The organism is Escherichia sp. WS3063, from assembly GCF_046486595.1.
GTDB lineage: Bacteria > Pseudomonadota > Gammaproteobacteria > Enterobacterales > Enterobacteriaceae > Escherichia > Escherichia coli.
Genome location: NZ_JBJQKY010000023.1, coordinates 60,060 through 74,630, shown reverse-complemented (window position 1 = coordinate 74,630; position 14,571 = coordinate 60,060). Strand labels below are relative to the sequence as shown.

The window sequence follows — 14,571 nt, the reverse complement described above, 5'->3', positions numbered from 1 at the left end:
CCCCGCTGACCCGGCGGCGTGTTTGCCGTTGTTCCGTGTCAGTGGTGGCGCATTATAGGGAGTTATTCCGGCCTGACAAGAGGAAATTTAAAATAATTTTCTGACCGCGCAACATTCAACCAAATCAGTCTAAAACTGCCAGTTTTTCGAGCGTTTCGAAGCCGTAACGCTGTAAAACGGGCAATAATTGTTCAGCTTCTGGCGTCATTGCCATACAAAAGGCAATATTCGCATCGGCAGATTTTGCATCCGGGGCTTCATGCTCTAGCAACCAGGCCGTTCGGCGAGCAATCGCTGCGCCAGAATCCACCAGCCGGGTTCCCTCTGGCAGCACCTGTAACAGTTCTTCTTGTAGTAGAGGGAAATGGGTACACCCCAGTACAACGGTATCTGGCGGCTCTTTCATTCTTAACCACGGACGCAAGATACGTTTTAGCGCATCCAGAGAAACATCTTCGCCATGCAGCTTCGCTTCAGCCAACTCAACCATCTCTGCCGAGCCCAGCATTTCTATCTGGCATTCATTAGCGAAACGCGCGATCAGCTCATGAGTATAAGAACGTTTAACTGTTCCGCGGGTTGCCAGTAATCCGACAATGCCATTTGCCGTCAGACGTGCAGCAGGTTTAATCGCCGGCACGACACCAACAACCGGGAAGTCGAACTTTTCGCGTAATGCAGGAAGTGAAACGGTACTGGCAGTGTTGCAAGCGACCACAGCCAGCGCAAGGGGATAGCGTTCTTGCACCGCGGTGACAATTGCCACCACTCGCTCAACAATAAACGCTTCGCTTTTTTCGCCATACGGGAAAGCGACGTTATCGAAAGCATAAATGTAATGGAGATCCGGTAAGAGATGCCGGATCTCGTCATAGACCGACAACCCACCGACGCCGGAGTCAAACACCAGCACGGTGGGACGTGGTTCAGAAGGTGTAGCTGCCAGACAAGGTGTATTCCCGTCCTGCAGTTTGGTAGCCATAGACTGTCTCATAATCTTTGTCGAACAGGTTGGCTATTTTACCACGAACTGTCAGGTGAGAGGTGACCGGATACGCAACCGCAAGATCCCACAAGCTCACACCGCCCATTTTAACGGTTTGATAAGGATAAGATGAGTAATCCTTATCATAGCGAGTGCCTAAATACTGATAAGTAATACCCCAGTCGAAGTCATACAATTGCCAGTCGAGCTGGTATTTCACCTGCTGTTTAGCACGGCGTAACAACGGCACGTCGGTAATCGCATTACGCGCATCGACATAATCATAACTCACAGTATGCGTCAGTGGTCCGGTATCAAAATTGGCGGTCGCCTCGACGCCCTTAATCCGCGCTTTCCCTTCGTTGTAATATTTCAGGGTGTGATCATCATAATCGATCAAATCACTGACATCGTTACGATATCCGGAAATACGCCAGTTCACCCCAGCGGTTAAGCCTTCAAACGCGCCTTCCCACTGTTTGCTTTTCTCAGGATTCAGATTCGGATTTCCGTAGAAACCATACAGTTGTCCAAGATTAGGTGCCTTGTACGACGTGCCATAAGAAGCGATAAAACGATAGCCTTCGATGAATTCCCAACCGGCACTCGTTTGCCAGGTTCCATGACGACCAAACTGTGAGTTATCGTCGCTGCGGGCTGCGCCTTCAAACGTAAAATCGCCGACTTGTTGCAATCCGGTCAGATAGATACCAGTGTTACGTTGATCATACCCATCCTCAACATAACCAGTACCCGGCGTCGTAGTCTGTTTCTGCCAGTCAACGCCCGCACCAATATTACCGTGGCCAACGGTAACGTTATTTGCCCACTGGACGGTGTACTGCTTCATCTCATCCAGCGTCGCGGACGAATCATAACGACCATAATGGGGATCGTAGTTGTAATCTTTGCTATGGCTATAGCTGGTAATGAGTTGTGATTTAATCAGTTCACCGTTATAGCGCAGCCCGGCGTCCCAACTTTGGCTATAGAGTTTACGGGTATCGAGCAACGGTGAGCCGGGAGAATAATACGCGTCATAATTGGTACGGTTATCATAGCCATAGCCGCGCACAAAGCCGCTCCAGGCATCAGTAAAGTTATGCTCCAGCGCGCCATAAAGCGTTTTACTTAAAAAACCATCGTTATCTGTCTGCGCTTGCGTTCCGGTATTCCCATAGGCAACAACATCATAACCATGAGTATGGGCATAATCGCCCAACAGCGTTACCCGTGTCTTATCCCCCAGTTGTTGCTGCGTGGAGACATCATAGTTCTGATAACTATTGCTTCCCCACCCTGCTGAAATTTCCGTTCCGGGTTCATCGCGCGTCGTGATGATATTCACCACCCCGCCTATTGCATCGGAACCATAAACAGCGGAGCGCGGTCCACGGATATATTCAATACGCTGGACAAGCGCAATAGGGAACTGGCTAAGGTCGGCAGAACCACTCACTCCCGCCAGATTCAGGCGGACGCCATCAATTAACACCAACACATGACTGGCATTTGTACCGCGAATAAAAATAGATGAGAGCTGACCTGAACCGCCGTTTTGGGTGATATCGACGCCCGGAAGACGGCGCAGCACATCATTGACCGAGGTCGACTGCCAGCGGTCGATATCCTGACGCGTCACAACGGTGGTTGGTGCAAGCACAGTGCTGCGCGGCTGTTCAAAACGGTTAGCGGTAACGACGAGAGTATCCGGGCTGGTATCCTGTGCCCAAGCAGAAAAGGCTGTGACAGAACACGCCGTCAGCAGCGAAGCTTTTTTAATCATTGTAAAGCATCCACAATAGAAGAAGGATGCCGCAGGTTTCATCAATATTACGCGATGATGAGAACCAGATGCGACGTTAGCCGGCAGGTCTTCGGGCTTGGAGGGGTATCTAAGATACTAAGAGATGATGACTTCCCACCGGATGGCAGTGTCCGCATAACGCAATCATCGCACCTTTCCTTACCGCTGCGCGTCAGCTCCAGATTCGCACTGGATTCCCTATTAACTCACAGGACCGGCAAGTGGATGCTACAGGTTGTAACAAGTTACTGTCCAGACGTAGCTCACAAATAGGAATTCATCAAGATCTGGACATCTGATGAGCAATCCCTACAATCGCCGCGTACTTTAATTTTTCAGGATACATCATGACCCCCGAACACCTTCCAACAGAACAGTATGAAGCGCAGTTAGCCGAAAAAGTGGTACGTTTGCAAAGTATGATGGCACCGTTTTCTGACCTGGTTCCGGAAGTGTTTCGCTCGCCGGTCAGTCATTACCGGATGCGTGCGGAGTTCCGCATCTGGCACGATGGCGATGACCTGTATCACATCATTTTCGATCAACAAACCAAAAGCCGCATCCGCGTGGATAGCTTCCCCGCCGCCAGTGAACTTATCAACCAGTTGATGACGGCGATGATTGCGGGTGTGCGTAATAATCCCGTTCTGCGCCACAAGTTGTTCCAGATTGATTACCTCACCACGCTGAGTAATCAGGCGGTGGTTTCCCTGCTGTACCATAAGAAGCTGGATGATGAGTGGCGTCAGGAAGCGGAAGCCCTGCGCGATGCACTGCGAGCGCAGAATCTGAATGTGCATCTGATTGGTCGGGCAACGAAAACCAAAATCGAGCTGGATCAAGATTACATCGATGAACGTCTGCCGGTCGCAGGGAAAGAGATGATCTACCGTCAGGTAGAAAACAGCTTTACCCAGCCGAACGCGGCGATGAATATTCAGATGCTGGAATGGGCGCTGGACGTAACCAAAGGCTCAAAAGGCGATTTACTGGAGCTGTACTGCGGCAACGGTAACTTTTCATTAGCACTGGCGCGCAATTTTGATCGGGTATTAGCCACCGAAATCGCTAAGCCGTCGGTCGCTGCCGCGCAATACAACATTGCCGCTAACCATATTGATAACGTACAAATTATTCGTATGGCGGCAGAAGAATTTACTCAGGCGATGAATGGCGTACGCGAGTTTAACCGCCTGCAAGGGATCGATTTAAAGAGTTATCAGTGCGAAACCATTTTTGTCGACCCACCACGCAGCGGTCTGGACGGTGAAACCGAGAAAATGGTGCAGGCGTATCCACGTATTCTGTATATCTCCTGCAATCCGGAAACGTTATGCAAGAATCTGGAAACATTAAGTCAGACGCACAAGGTCGAACGTCTGGCTCTGTTTGATCAGTTCCCCTACACGCACCATATGGAGTGCGGCGTATTACTGACCGCGAAGTAAAACCCATGCCGGATGCATCAGCATCCGGCATGATACCGATTACTCAGCAACTTCCTGCTTACGGTTACGCATCTTCGCGCCAATCCAGAACACCATAATGACGGACAGTACTGCCGGGAAGAAGTTAGAGCCGATATCCGGATATTCCGCACGAACTACCGTGCTGTACAGCAGTACGCCGAGAATAAAACAGGCAGCTGCCAGACCCGGCAAGCCTACCGGCATAGTGCGATTAAGATAACGTTGATGCAGGCAGTAAACCGTCAGCACCAGGGAAATAATCGGGAATACAGAAAATGGCACAATGGAGCTAAACAGCGCTGCGAAAGTACCATTAATCGATAAGCCAGCAACTAACGCCAGCAGCAGCGTACCTCTATCTTGATTTGCTTGTTTCATTACTCGTCCTTCACATTTCCCGGAATAATTGCGGTTTTCTCTTGTTCACGGCGATACCAGTAATAAGCCCCTTTCGAAATCATTCGCAGTTGCAGTACCAGTCGCTCTTCTAATTGCCGACGTTGTTCGACGCCGACGTCCAACGCCTCAGCACCCGCACTGAAGACAATTGTCACCATTGCTTCGGCTTGCGCTTCAGTAAACGCACGCGGCATATGGTTTTCGAGTTCCAGATAGTCCGCAAGTTCCGCAATGAAGTGCTGAATTTCACGCGCAACGGCGGCACGAAACGCAGCGGAGGTACCGGAGCGTTCCCGCAATAATAACCGGAAGGCGTTAGGATTATTACCGATGAACTCCATAAATGTGGAGACCGAGGTGCGGATCACACTCCCGCCTTTGGCGATACGCTGACGCGCCTGGCGCATGAGTTGGCGTAGCATTAAACCGCTCTCATCAACCATGGTCAGACCCAGTTCGTCTACGTCGCGGAAATGCCGATAAAAAGAGGTGGGAGCAATGCCCGCTTCACGCGCCACTTCACGCAAACTCAGGCTGGCGAAGCTGCGTTCAGCACTTAATTGGCTAAATGCGGCTTCCACCAGCGAACGGCGGGTTTTTTCTTTTTGTTGCGCTCTTACGCCCATCACGATGTCTGAATCCTTGCCAAAAGTACTGCTGGCACTATACCAGAGAATGAACATACTGGATTGCTCCAGTGTTGTGAATGAACGGTAACGCAATAAAACATATTTACTGCAATTCTTTGGCCGGTTCTTTTACGTACAACGGAAACCTGCCGCTTAAACGGAGAGTATCGTCGATAAAAATCCAATAAAACGTTCAGGTCAAAAGTAAGAAACAGACAAAGCAAAGGCCGCTCACGCTATAGCCAGATAAATGACGGGGATCAATTGGCTTACCCGCGATAAAATGTTACCATTCTGTTGCTTTTATGTATAAGAACAGGTAAGCCCTACCATGCCACATTCCTACGATTACGATGCCATAGTAATAGGTTCCGGCCCCGGCGGCGAAGGCGCTGCAATGGGCCTGGTTAAGCAAGGTGCGCGCGTCGCAGTTATCGAGCGTTATCAAAATGTTGGCGGCGGTTGCACCCACTGGGGCACCATCCCGTCGAAAGCTCTCCGTCACGCCGTCAGCCGCATTATAGAATTTAATCAAAACCCACTATACAGCGACCATTCCCGACTGCTCCGCTCTTCTTTTGCCGATATCCTTAACCATGCCGATAACGTGATTAACCAACAAACGCGCATGCGTCAGGGATTTTACGAACGTAATCACTGTGAAATATTGCAGGGGAACGCTCGCTTTGTTGACGAGCATACGTTGGCGCTGGATTGCCCGGACGGCAGCGTTGAAACACTAACCGCTGAAAAATTTGTTATTGCCTGCGGCTCTCGTCCATATCATCCAACAGATGTTGATTTCACCCATCCACGCATTTACGACAGCGACTCAATTCTTAGCATGCACCACGAACCGCGCCATGTACTTATCTATGGTGCTGGAGTGATCGGCTGTGAATATGCGTCGATCTTCCGCGGTATGGATGTAAAAGTGGATCTGATCAACACCCGCGATCGGCTGTTGGCGTTTCTCGATCAAGAGATGTCAGATTCTCTCTCCTATCACTTCTGGAACAGTGGCGTAGTGATTCGTCACAACGAAGAGTACGAGAAGATCGAAGGCTGTGACGACGGTGTGATCATGCATCTGAAGTCGGGTAAAAAACTGAAAGCTGACTGCCTGCTCTATGCCAACGGTCGCACCGGTAATACTGATTCGCTGGCGTTACAGAACATTGGGCTGGAAACTGACAGTCGCGGACAGCTGAAGGTCAACAGCATGTATCAGACCGCACAGCCGCACGTTTACGCGGTGGGCGACGTGATTGGTTATCCGAGCCTGGCGTCGGCAGCCTATGACCAGGGGCGCATTGCCGCGCAGGCGCTGGTGAAAGGTGAAGCCAACGCACATCTGATTGAAGATATCCCTACCGGCATTTACACCATCCCGGAAATCAGCTCTGTGGGCAAAACCGAACAGCAGCTAACCGCGATGAAAGTGCCATATGAAGTGGGCCGCGCCCAGTTTAAACATCTGGCACGTGCACAAATCGTCGGCATGAACGTGGGCACGCTGAAAATTTTGTTCCATCGGGAAACAAAAGAGATTCTGGGTATTCACTGCTTTGGCGAGCGCGCTGCCGAAATTATTCATATCGGTCAGGCGATTATGGAACAGAAAGGTGGCGGCAATACTATTGAGTACTTCGTCAACACCACCTTTAACTACCCGACGATGGCGGAAGCCTATCGGGTAGCTGCGCTAAATGGCTTAAACCGCCTGTTTTAACACTTTATCGAAATGGCCATCCATTCTTGCGCGGATGGCCTCTGCCAGCTGCTCATAGCGGCTGCGCAGCGGTGAGCCAGGACGATAAACCAGGCCAATAGTGCGGCGAGGTTCCGGCTTAATACACGGCAAATAAACAACCCCATCGCGTTTGCGCTCCGGCGGCACAGCCAGCGCAGGCAGTAAAGTGATTCCGCTACCTGCCGCCACCATGTTGCGCAGCGTCTCCAGGCTGGTCGCGCGGAAGTGTGTATCTTCATCCGCCCCGGCTTCAAAACAGAACCCCATTGCCTGATCGCGCAAACAGTGACCATCTTCCAGCATCAGCAGTTTTTCTCCTGCCAGATCGGCCATCGGTACGCATTCGCGGTTCGCCCACGGGTGATCTTCATAGATAGCCAGCAACATTGGCTCATCAAACAACGGCACTTCAATGAATGCTTCGCTCTCTTTCACCAGCGCGAGGATCACGCAATCGAGCTTGCCGCTGTCCAGTTGCGCCAGTAACTGGTGGGTCTGTGCTTCATGCAGATACATTTCCAGCTTTGGAAAGGTCTGGTGCAGCATCGGGATAATATGCGGTAGCAGGTACGGTCCAACCGTGGGAATCAAACCAATATGCAGCGGTCCGGACATCGTCTCGCCCTGCTGGCTTGCCATCTCTTTAAGGACTTTCACCTCACGCAGCACGGTACGCGCCTGATCCACCAGCAGCATTCCCGCCTGGGTGAATAACACTTTACGGCTGGTCCGCTCCAGCAACATCACGCCCAGCTCATCTTCCAGCTTACGAATTTGCCCGCTAAGCGTCGGCTGGCTAACGTGGCAGGAGTCTGCCGCACGCCGAAAATGGCGGTGTTCAGCCAATGCCACCAGGTACTCAAGATCACGAATATTCATTATCCATCCTCCATTGCCACGATAGTTCGCGGCGATAGGTAGCATAGCAACGAACGATTATCCCTATCAAGCATTCTGACTGATAATTGCTCACAGAAACGGAGCGGCACCTCTTTTAACCCTTGAAGTCACTGCCCGTTTCGAGAGTTTCTCAACTCGAATAACTAAAGCCAACGTGAACTTTTGCGGATCTCCAGGATCCGCTTTTTTTTATTCTACAGGCCCACAGCAAGAGAGCCTGATAGTAACAGTTACTCAATCCGATCTTTGACAATAAAGAAGTAACACAGCGCCCCGGTGAACGTCACACAGGCCGCGATAACCAGCGCCAGATTAAACGAGTGCGTGGTATCCACTACCCAACCGGTTACGATCGGAGCAAAGGAAGCAAAAACAAAACTGCCAAAGTTTTGAATCCCGGCGATGGAAGCCACTTTTGTTTCTGACACCATCACCTGCACCAGTCCCCATGCAGATGTTCCCGCGAAATGCACGCAGAACAGCGCCATTGAGATAAACGCTACAGCCTGGGCTGGCGAGGAGGATTGCACGACCAGCAACGTGCCTAATGCCGACATCATCAAACCGCAGACAATAGCCGTTTTACGCGTCTTCGCCAGGTCGTAGCCTTTTTTCGCCAGCCGATCGACAACAATACCGTTAACCCACATCCCGACCGCCGCCGCGAGGAAAGGAATCGCCGCCACCCAACCGGTTTTCGCCAGACTGAAGCCTTGCTCGGCTTGTAAATAACCGGGTAACCACGCGATGTAGAGCCAACCGGTATAATTGACGCCAGAGAAACCTAAAATCATCCCCCAGGTTGTCCGATGCTTAAACAGCGCCAGCCACTCGCTAAATTGTAATTGTGGACGCGGTTTAACCGGCGCGGAGAGATAGGTCCGTTCTTCGTCGGTCAGGACAAACTGCGCCCGGTTGCGATACCACGCGTACCAACAGATCCCAACCAGAATCCCCGCCACGCCGATGATGACGAACATTGCCCGCCAGCCCCATGCCAGCTGCATCAATACAAGAGCAGGAGGCGCAATAGCCTGACCGATAACGGTAGATGAGTTAAAAATCCCCAGCGCCGTGCCGCGTTCTTTTTGCGCATACCAGTCGGTGATCGACTTTACTCCCGCAGGCATAAATGGCGCTTCGCCAATACCCAGACCGATACGCATTAAAATAAAGTGGCTAAAAGAATTAACCATTCCTGTTAATGCCTGCATTAATGACCAGAATATTAAGCCTGCGCCTAAAACTATTCGTGGGCCAAAGCGGTCTAGCAAAATACCGGAAGGGAGTTGTGAAAAACCATAAGACAGAGAAAATGCAGAAAGCAAAACGCCAAATTCTGTCGCCGATAATCCTAACTCGCCACGAATCGCTTCGCCTGCCACGCTCAATGACGAACGGTCGAGGAAATTAACGATCCCCGCCATAAATAATAAAACCAGCGTTACTGTCTGAATACGACGAATCCGTTGCGGTTTATTACCCGCAACACTGGTTGACACATCAACGTCCATTTTTAGCTCCTTGAGCGGAATTAATCGATTTGATGACTATTCAGAAAATAATTAAGCGAACTGTTATTACCAGTTCCACAATGTGCCATCTTCCAGTCGTGCGACGGGGAGATACGCCGGGTCATACGGATATTTCGCCGCCAGTTTCTCATCGAAAGAAATACCCAGCCCCGGTTCATCGCCTGGGTGCATATAACCTTCATCGAAGCGCCAGCTATGCGGGAAGACTTCAAGCATTTGTTCGGAATAGCCCATGTACTCCTGAACGCCAAAGTTTGGCACCCAGAGGTCAAAATGCAGCGCCGCCGCATGACAAACAGGCGATAAATCTGAAGGACCATGCGAACCGGTACGTACCTGATAAAGCGATGCAAAATCGGCAATCCGTCGCATCCCGGTAATGCCGCCTGCATGGGTAATCGTCGTGCGAATATAGTCAATCAGCTGCTCTTCGATTAACTGCTTGCAGTCCCAGATACTGTTAAACACTTCACCGACCGCAATCGGCGTCACAGTATGCTGGCGAATCAGACGAAAACATTCCTGGTTCTCAGCAGGCGTCGGATCTTCCATCCAGAACAGGCGGTAATCCTCAATGCTCTTCCCAAAGCGCGCCGCTTCGATAGGAGTCAGGCGATGGTGCATGTCATGCAACAGATGTTCGTTAAAACCGAACTTATTACGCACCGCTTCAAATAACTTCGGTGTAAAATCGAGATACTTTTCTGAAGACCACAACTGCTCTTCCGGCCACAGGCCTTTGGTTGCCGGTTCATACGCCAGTCCTTTGCCCTTCGCCAGGCCATAAGTGGTTTGCATACCCGGTACACCGCACTGCACACGAATCGCCTTAAAGCCCATCTGCTGGTGCTTTGCATAGTCTTCAAGGACTTCATCAATCGTGCGCCCGGTGGTGTGGCAATAAACCATCACGCCTTCACGAGAAGCACCACCAAGCAGTTGATACAATGGCATATTTGCCGCTTTGGCTTTGATATCCCACAACGCCATATCAATGGCAGAAATGGCCGACATCGTGACGGGGCCACGTCGCCAGTAAGCACCTTTATAAAAGAATTGCCAGATATCTTCGATACGGCTGGCATCGCGGCCAATTAATTGTGGACAAAGATGATCTTTCAGATAAGAAGCGACCGACAATTCGCGACCATTTAATGTGGCATCTCCCAATCCACAAAGTCCGCTTGCAGTGGTTATTTTAAGCGTAACGAAATTACGTCCTGGGCAAGTAACAAAAACATCTGCAGCAATAATTTTCATTATTGCAATCTCCTGTGTTGTAAATAGACGCTTCAAACTTAATTTTACGCCTACTACCATACAAGAGAGAAAGAGCGATTATTCAACCGTGATCACATTAAAAATAAAAATTTCCGCCGAGGAGAAAAAACACCCTCAAAAACCACCTGAATAATTAACCATCATCTTTAAAACAACACGTTAAATAATCACATAACAAACTCCATTAATCATTAAAAATGAGCACAGCAATAGAAATTAATTATATTCAATTAATTAAAATATGTATTGATTGATGTATTGAAAATATGATTTTCATGGGGAGAGTGAAGGTAAAGAAGATGCAAGAATAAAAAGGAATATGACAAATAATAGTTCTGGTTGGGCGTTAAATTTAAGGTCACCAGAATGCTGACAAATTTCTGCCTGAGGCAGTCCGCCTACGTAGTGTCGCTACTTTATAGGCGTGGTAAGCTCCCCATTTTCAGGGGAGCAATATAAACCAATTACTCTAACCGAGCCTGCGCAAAAGCAATCGCCTGCGCCACCTGCTGCGGTGAGACGCCGCCTTTTGCCGCACGCTTGTCGAGGCACGATTGTAGCGACAGAATCGGATAGACATCTTCGCCAATCACCTGGCTGAATTTCTGCAACTCACTGAGCGGCAGATCTTCCAGCGGTTTGCCCTGACGAATGGCTTCCACCACCGCTTCACCCACAATATGGTGCGCCTCGCGGAACGGTACGCCTTTCGCCACCAGGTAATCCGCCAGTTCAGTGGCGTTGGCGTAACCCTGCTGAGCCGCTTCCTGGCAACGCGGACGTTTCACCTGAATGCCATCCAGCACCAGCGCCGCCATATGCAGGCAGTCCAGCCAGGTATCGAGCGCGTCGAACAGACCTTCTTTGTCTTCCTGCATATCTTTGTTGTAAGCCAGCGGCAAACCTTTCAGCGTCATCATCATGCCGGTTAACGCACCCTGCACCCGGCCGCATTTACCGCGAATCAGCTCCAGCGCATCCGGGTTTTTCTTCTGCGGCATTAATGATGAACCGGAAGTCACACGGTCAGAAAGCTCCACAAACCCCGCTTCGCCGGTGTTAAAGAAAATCAGATCTTCAGCAAAACGCGACAGATGCACCATGCCGATAGCGGCAGCAGAAAGCAGTTCCAGCACGTGGTCACGGTCAGAAACGCTGTCGAGACTGTTACGGGTCGCTGAAGCAAAGCCCAGCCAGCCAGCTAACTGTTCACGGTCGATTTCATAAGCCGTTCCCGCCAGCGCGCCACAGCCTAACGGACTGACATCCAGACGCTTAAGCGCATCCTGCAAGCGGCTTTCATCACGCGCCAGCATCTCCACGTAAGCCAGGCACCAGTGCGCGAACGTCACCGGTTGAGCACGTTGCAGGTGGGTGTAACCTGGCATTACCGCGTCCTGATTGTTCTGCGCGGTCTCGACCAGAGCGGATTGTAACTGCCGGTTAGCCGTCAGCAACTCGCTAACGGTATCTTTGCACCACAGTTTCAGGTCAGTCGCTACCTGATCATTACGGCTACGCCCGGTATGCAGCTTTTTGCCTAACTGACCCACTTTGTCGATCAGTTTGCTTTCCACCCAGCTATGGATATCTTCGGCGTCGCTTTCAAGGATTTGTTGTGGCCTGGCGCGAACATCTTCCAGCAGCACGTTCAGCGCCTCTTCCAGTTGCGCCTGCTCTTCTGCGGTTAACACGCCGACCGTTACCAGGGCTTTGGACCAGGCCACAGAGCCAACAATATCCTGCTCCGCCAGACGGTAATCAAAGCGCAGTGAGTCGTTGAATTGTTTGAACCGTTGATCTGCTGCCTGGGTAAAACGCCCGCCCCAAAGTGCCATAACTCTGTTTCCTTATTTTGAAATTCAATGCCGGAAAGCTGCGCCTCCGGCTAACAAAACTTAAGCTAAAATCCGCGTACCCATCGGCATACCGTTAAACAGTGCCGGAAGCTGTTCCGCATGACGCCAGGAGGCGATATCTACCGGACGGCCCAGCGTGCGCGCAGCATCCAGCGCCGCGTTCACTTTCACTATCATGCCGTCAGTAATAATGCCCTGCTCAATCAGTTGTTCTGCTTTCGCGGCGGTCATTTCGGCAATGCGTTGCCCTTTGCCGTCGAGAATGCCACTGACGTCGGAGAGCAAAATCAGATCCGCGCCCAGCGTTGCCGCCAGCGCCGTTGCCGCCTGATCGGCATTGACGTTCATCAGTTGCCCTTCGTCTGTTACGCCAATGGAGCTGACCACCGGCAGATAACCGTTCTCCAGCAAGGAGTTGATAAGCTTAGGCGAACCTGGCTGCGCCAGTCCAACATGGCCTAACTCTTCATCAAGCTGGGTCACTTTGACGCTGTCGCCGTCACCGAGAAACAAACCTACGGCCGCAATCTGATGTTTCTTCGCCCATGCCAGCAGGGTTTTATTTGCCGTTCCCGCCAGTGCTCCGGTGATAATGTTTATCTGATCCGCTGGCGTCACCCGCAGGCCGTTTTTCTTTTTCACCGGCAGATTCAGCCCTTTCATCAGCTCATCCACCACGCAACCGCCGCCGTGCACAATCACCAGCGGACGCTGATGTGACACACGATAATTCACCAGTGCACTAAACAGACGTTCCAGCGCCTCTTCACTATCCAGCAGTACGCCGCCCAGTTTGATAATTAATGGATTCATCATTGCACCCTTAAATAAGAGACTGCGTTTCCGCATAGCCGAAACGAATATTGGCGCACTGTACCGCTTGTGCCGCCGCGCCTTTCAGTAAGTTGTCTTCGGTCGCCACAATAATCAGATGCTCGCCCTGAACGGCAAACCCGATATCGCAAAATGGCAGCCCAACGACATTTTTCAGCGCCGGAACGCCTTTGTCATACAGCCGCACCAGCGGTTTATGGGCATACGCCTGCTGTAACACTTGCGCGACTTGCGCCTGGGTCACACCCGATTTCAGGCGGCAGGTAATAGTTTCGAGAATGCCGCGCGGGAAATTGCCCAGATGTGGGGTGAAGATAACGTCAGCACCGAGGTGTGTGGCGATCTCTGGTTGATGGCGATGGGTAAAGACGCCATACGGTTGCAGGCTAACTTCACAAAAACTATTTGAAATCGCTGCCTTACGTCCTGCACCGCTCACGCCGCTGGTAGCGTTGATTACCGGCCACTGATTGAGGTCAAGAATATCGGCATCAATCAACGGTTTCAGCGCCAGCTGTGCCGCCGTCGGATAACAGCCTGGCACGGCAATCAAGTTCGCTTCTTTTAATTTATTACCGCACCACTCCGCCAGACCGTAGGCTGCCTGTTCCAGCAGTTCCGGATACTGATGGGTAAAGCCGTAATATTTTTCATAGAAGGTGGCGTCGTTAACACGAAACGCGCCGGAAAGGTCGAACACCACGCAGCCGGCTTCAAGAAATTGCGGCGCTAAATCGTGGCTAACTTCATGGGCGGTGGCGAGAAACACCACGTCCACCCCTGGGCTAAACTCGCTGATATCCGACATCGGCTGCAACGGCAGATCAACGATGCCTTTTAGCTGCGGATGCAAATCGGAGATTAACTTTCCCGCATCATTGCTTTGCGCTGAAACAGTCAAAGCGGTTATGTTCATATGCGGATGGCGATTTACATAGGTCACTAGCTCTGCGCCAGCGTAGCCGCTGGCACCCACAATCAGCGTATTCAACATCGGGGCTATTCACCTTCTTATGTCTGGTTGCCAGGTTAAACGTAAAACATTCACCTTACGGCTGGTGGGTTTTATTACGCTCAACGTTAGTGTATTTTTATTCATAAATACTGCATGAATATTGAT

Annotated in this window: 12 protein-coding genes and 1 riboswitch; of the genes, 2 read left to right on the top strand and 10 right to left on the bottom strand. The window is 51.0% G+C overall.

Annotated elements, in window-relative coordinates; all coding sequences use genetic code 11:
- Window positions 1-124 precede the first annotated feature (124 nt).
- Window positions 125-982: a glutamate racemase gene (gene murI / locus ACJHYW_RS19280; protein ID WP_001560234.1), complete on the bottom strand. Its 858-nt coding sequence runs from the start codon at window positions 980-982 to the stop codon at window positions 125-127.
- On the bottom strand, window positions 927-2,771 hold the full coding sequence (gene btuB / locus ACJHYW_RS19275) for a TonB-dependent vitamin B12 receptor BtuB (RefSeq protein ID WP_000591346.1): 1,845 nt from the start codon (window positions 2,769-2,771) through the stop codon (window positions 927-929). The genes murI and btuB overlap by 56 nt, the downstream gene beginning before the upstream one ends.
- 64 nt (window positions 2,772-2,835) lie before the next feature.
- Window positions 2,836-3,026, bottom strand: a riboswitch (cobalamin riboswitch).
- A gap of 113 nt (window positions 3,027-3,139) precedes the next feature.
- On the opposite strand from btuB, the gene trmA reads away from it, so the two are divergent.
- Window positions 3,140-4,240: a tRNA (uridine(54)-C5)-methyltransferase TrmA gene (gene trmA / locus ACJHYW_RS19270; protein WP_000187018.1), complete on the top strand. Its 1,101-nt coding sequence runs from the start codon at window positions 3,140-3,142 to the stop codon at window positions 4,238-4,240.
- 39 nt (window positions 4,241-4,279) lie between these two features.
- Here trmA and ACJHYW_RS19265 read toward each other — a convergent pair whose 3' ends face one another.
- Together ACJHYW_RS19265 and fabR are read right to left on the bottom strand one after the other, a co-directional pair.
- Entirely contained in the window at window positions 4,280-4,639 is a 360-nt protein-coding gene (locus ACJHYW_RS19265; protein ID WP_000806411.1) for a YijD family membrane protein, read from the bottom strand.
- Window positions 4,639-5,289, bottom strand: coding sequence for an HTH-type transcriptional repressor FabR (gene fabR / locus ACJHYW_RS19260; protein WP_001309117.1), 651 nt, complete (start codon window positions 5,287-5,289; stop codon window positions 4,639-4,641). The genes ACJHYW_RS19265 and fabR overlap by 1 nt, the downstream gene beginning before the upstream one ends.
- A 331-nt stretch (window positions 5,290-5,620) precedes the next feature.
- Here fabR and sthA point away from each other — a divergent pair, with 331 nt between their 5' ends.
- On the top strand, window positions 5,621-7,021 hold the full coding sequence (gene sthA / locus ACJHYW_RS19255; protein ID WP_001120806.1) for a Si-specific NAD(P)(+) transhydrogenase: 1,401 nt from the start codon (window positions 5,621-5,623) through the stop codon (window positions 7,019-7,021).
- Here the strand turns inward: sthA and oxyR are convergent.
- The 6 genes from oxyR to argC all read right to left on the bottom strand — a co-directional run bounded on the left by oxyR (window position 7,004) and on the right by argC (window position 14,445).
- The gene (gene oxyR, locus ACJHYW_RS19250) at window positions 7,004-7,921 is read right to left on the bottom strand and encodes a DNA-binding transcriptional regulator OxyR (RefSeq protein ID WP_001025939.1); all 918 of its coding nucleotides are present in this window, start codon (window positions 7,919-7,921) and stop codon (window positions 7,004-7,006) included. The two genes, sthA and oxyR, sit on opposite strands and share 18 nt — an antisense overlap.
- Before the next feature lie 251 nt (window positions 7,922-8,172).
- Window positions 8,173-9,456, bottom strand: a complete 1,284-nt coding sequence (locus ACJHYW_RS19245) for an MFS transporter (RefSeq protein ID WP_000382176.1) — start codon at window positions 9,454-9,456, stop codon at window positions 8,173-8,175.
- Window positions 9,457-9,522: 66 nt separating this feature from the next.
- Window positions 9,523-10,737 (bottom strand): D-mannonate dehydratase ManD, encoded by a 1,215-nt coding sequence (manD, locus tag ACJHYW_RS19240; protein ID WP_000690928.1) that lies wholly within the window; start codon window positions 10,735-10,737, stop codon window positions 9,523-9,525.
- Between the two features lie 485 nt (window positions 10,738-11,222).
- Window positions 11,223-12,596 (bottom strand): argininosuccinate lyase, encoded by a 1,374-nt coding sequence (gene argH, locus ACJHYW_RS19235; protein WP_001230103.1) that lies wholly within the window; start codon window positions 12,594-12,596, stop codon window positions 11,223-11,225.
- Between the two features lie 60 nt (window positions 12,597-12,656).
- Window positions 12,657-13,433 carry an acetylglutamate kinase gene (argB, locus tag ACJHYW_RS19230; RefSeq protein ID WP_001361902.1) on the bottom strand — a complete coding sequence of 259 codons (777 nt, stop codon included), beginning with the start codon at window positions 13,431-13,433 and terminating at the stop codon, window positions 12,657-12,659.
- A 7-nt stretch (window positions 13,434-13,440) separates the two neighbouring features.
- Window positions 13,441-14,445, bottom strand: coding sequence for an N-acetyl-gamma-glutamyl-phosphate reductase (gene argC, locus ACJHYW_RS19225; protein WP_000935362.1), 1,005 nt, complete (start codon window positions 14,443-14,445; stop codon window positions 13,441-13,443).
- Window positions 14,446-14,571 lie beyond the last annotated feature (126 nt).

Excerpts from the sequence above, each read along its gene's own strand:
- murI (WP_001560234.1), bottom strand. The coding sequence starts at position 982 with ATGGCTACCAAACTGCAGGACGGGAATACACCTTGTCTGGCAGCTACA.
- btuB (WP_000591346.1), bottom strand. The coding sequence starts at position 2,771 with ATGATTAAAAAAGCTTCGCTGCTGACGGCGTGTTCTGTCACAGCCTTT.
- trmA (WP_000187018.1), top strand. The coding sequence starts at position 3,140 with ATGACCCCCGAACACCTTCCAACAGAACAGTATGAAGCGCAGTTAGCC.
- ACJHYW_RS19265 (WP_000806411.1), bottom strand. The coding sequence starts at position 4,639 with ATGAAACAAGCAAATCAAGATAGAGGTACGCTGCTGCTGGCGTTAGTT.
- sthA (WP_001120806.1), top strand. The coding sequence starts at position 5,621 with ATGCCACATTCCTACGATTACGATGCCATAGTAATAGGTTCCGGCCCC.
- oxyR (WP_001025939.1), bottom strand. The coding sequence starts at position 7,921 with ATGAATATTCGTGATCTTGAGTACCTGGTGGCATTGGCTGAACACCGC.
- ACJHYW_RS19245 (WP_000382176.1), bottom strand. The coding sequence starts at position 9,456 with ATGGACGTTGATGTGTCAACCAGTGTTGCGGGTAATAAACCGCAACGG.
- manD (WP_000690928.1), bottom strand. The coding sequence starts at position 10,737 with ATGAAAATTATTGCTGCAGATGTTTTTGTTACTTGCCCAGGACGTAAT.
- argH (WP_001230103.1), bottom strand. The coding sequence starts at position 12,596 with ATGGCACTTTGGGGCGGGCGTTTTACCCAGGCAGCAGATCAACGGTTC.
- argB (WP_001361902.1), bottom strand. The coding sequence starts at position 13,433 with ATGATGAATCCATTAATTATCAAACTGGGCGGCGTACTGCTGGATAGT.
- argC (WP_000935362.1), bottom strand. The coding sequence starts at position 14,445 with ATGTTGAATACGCTGATTGTGGGTGCCAGCGGCTACGCTGGCGCAGAG.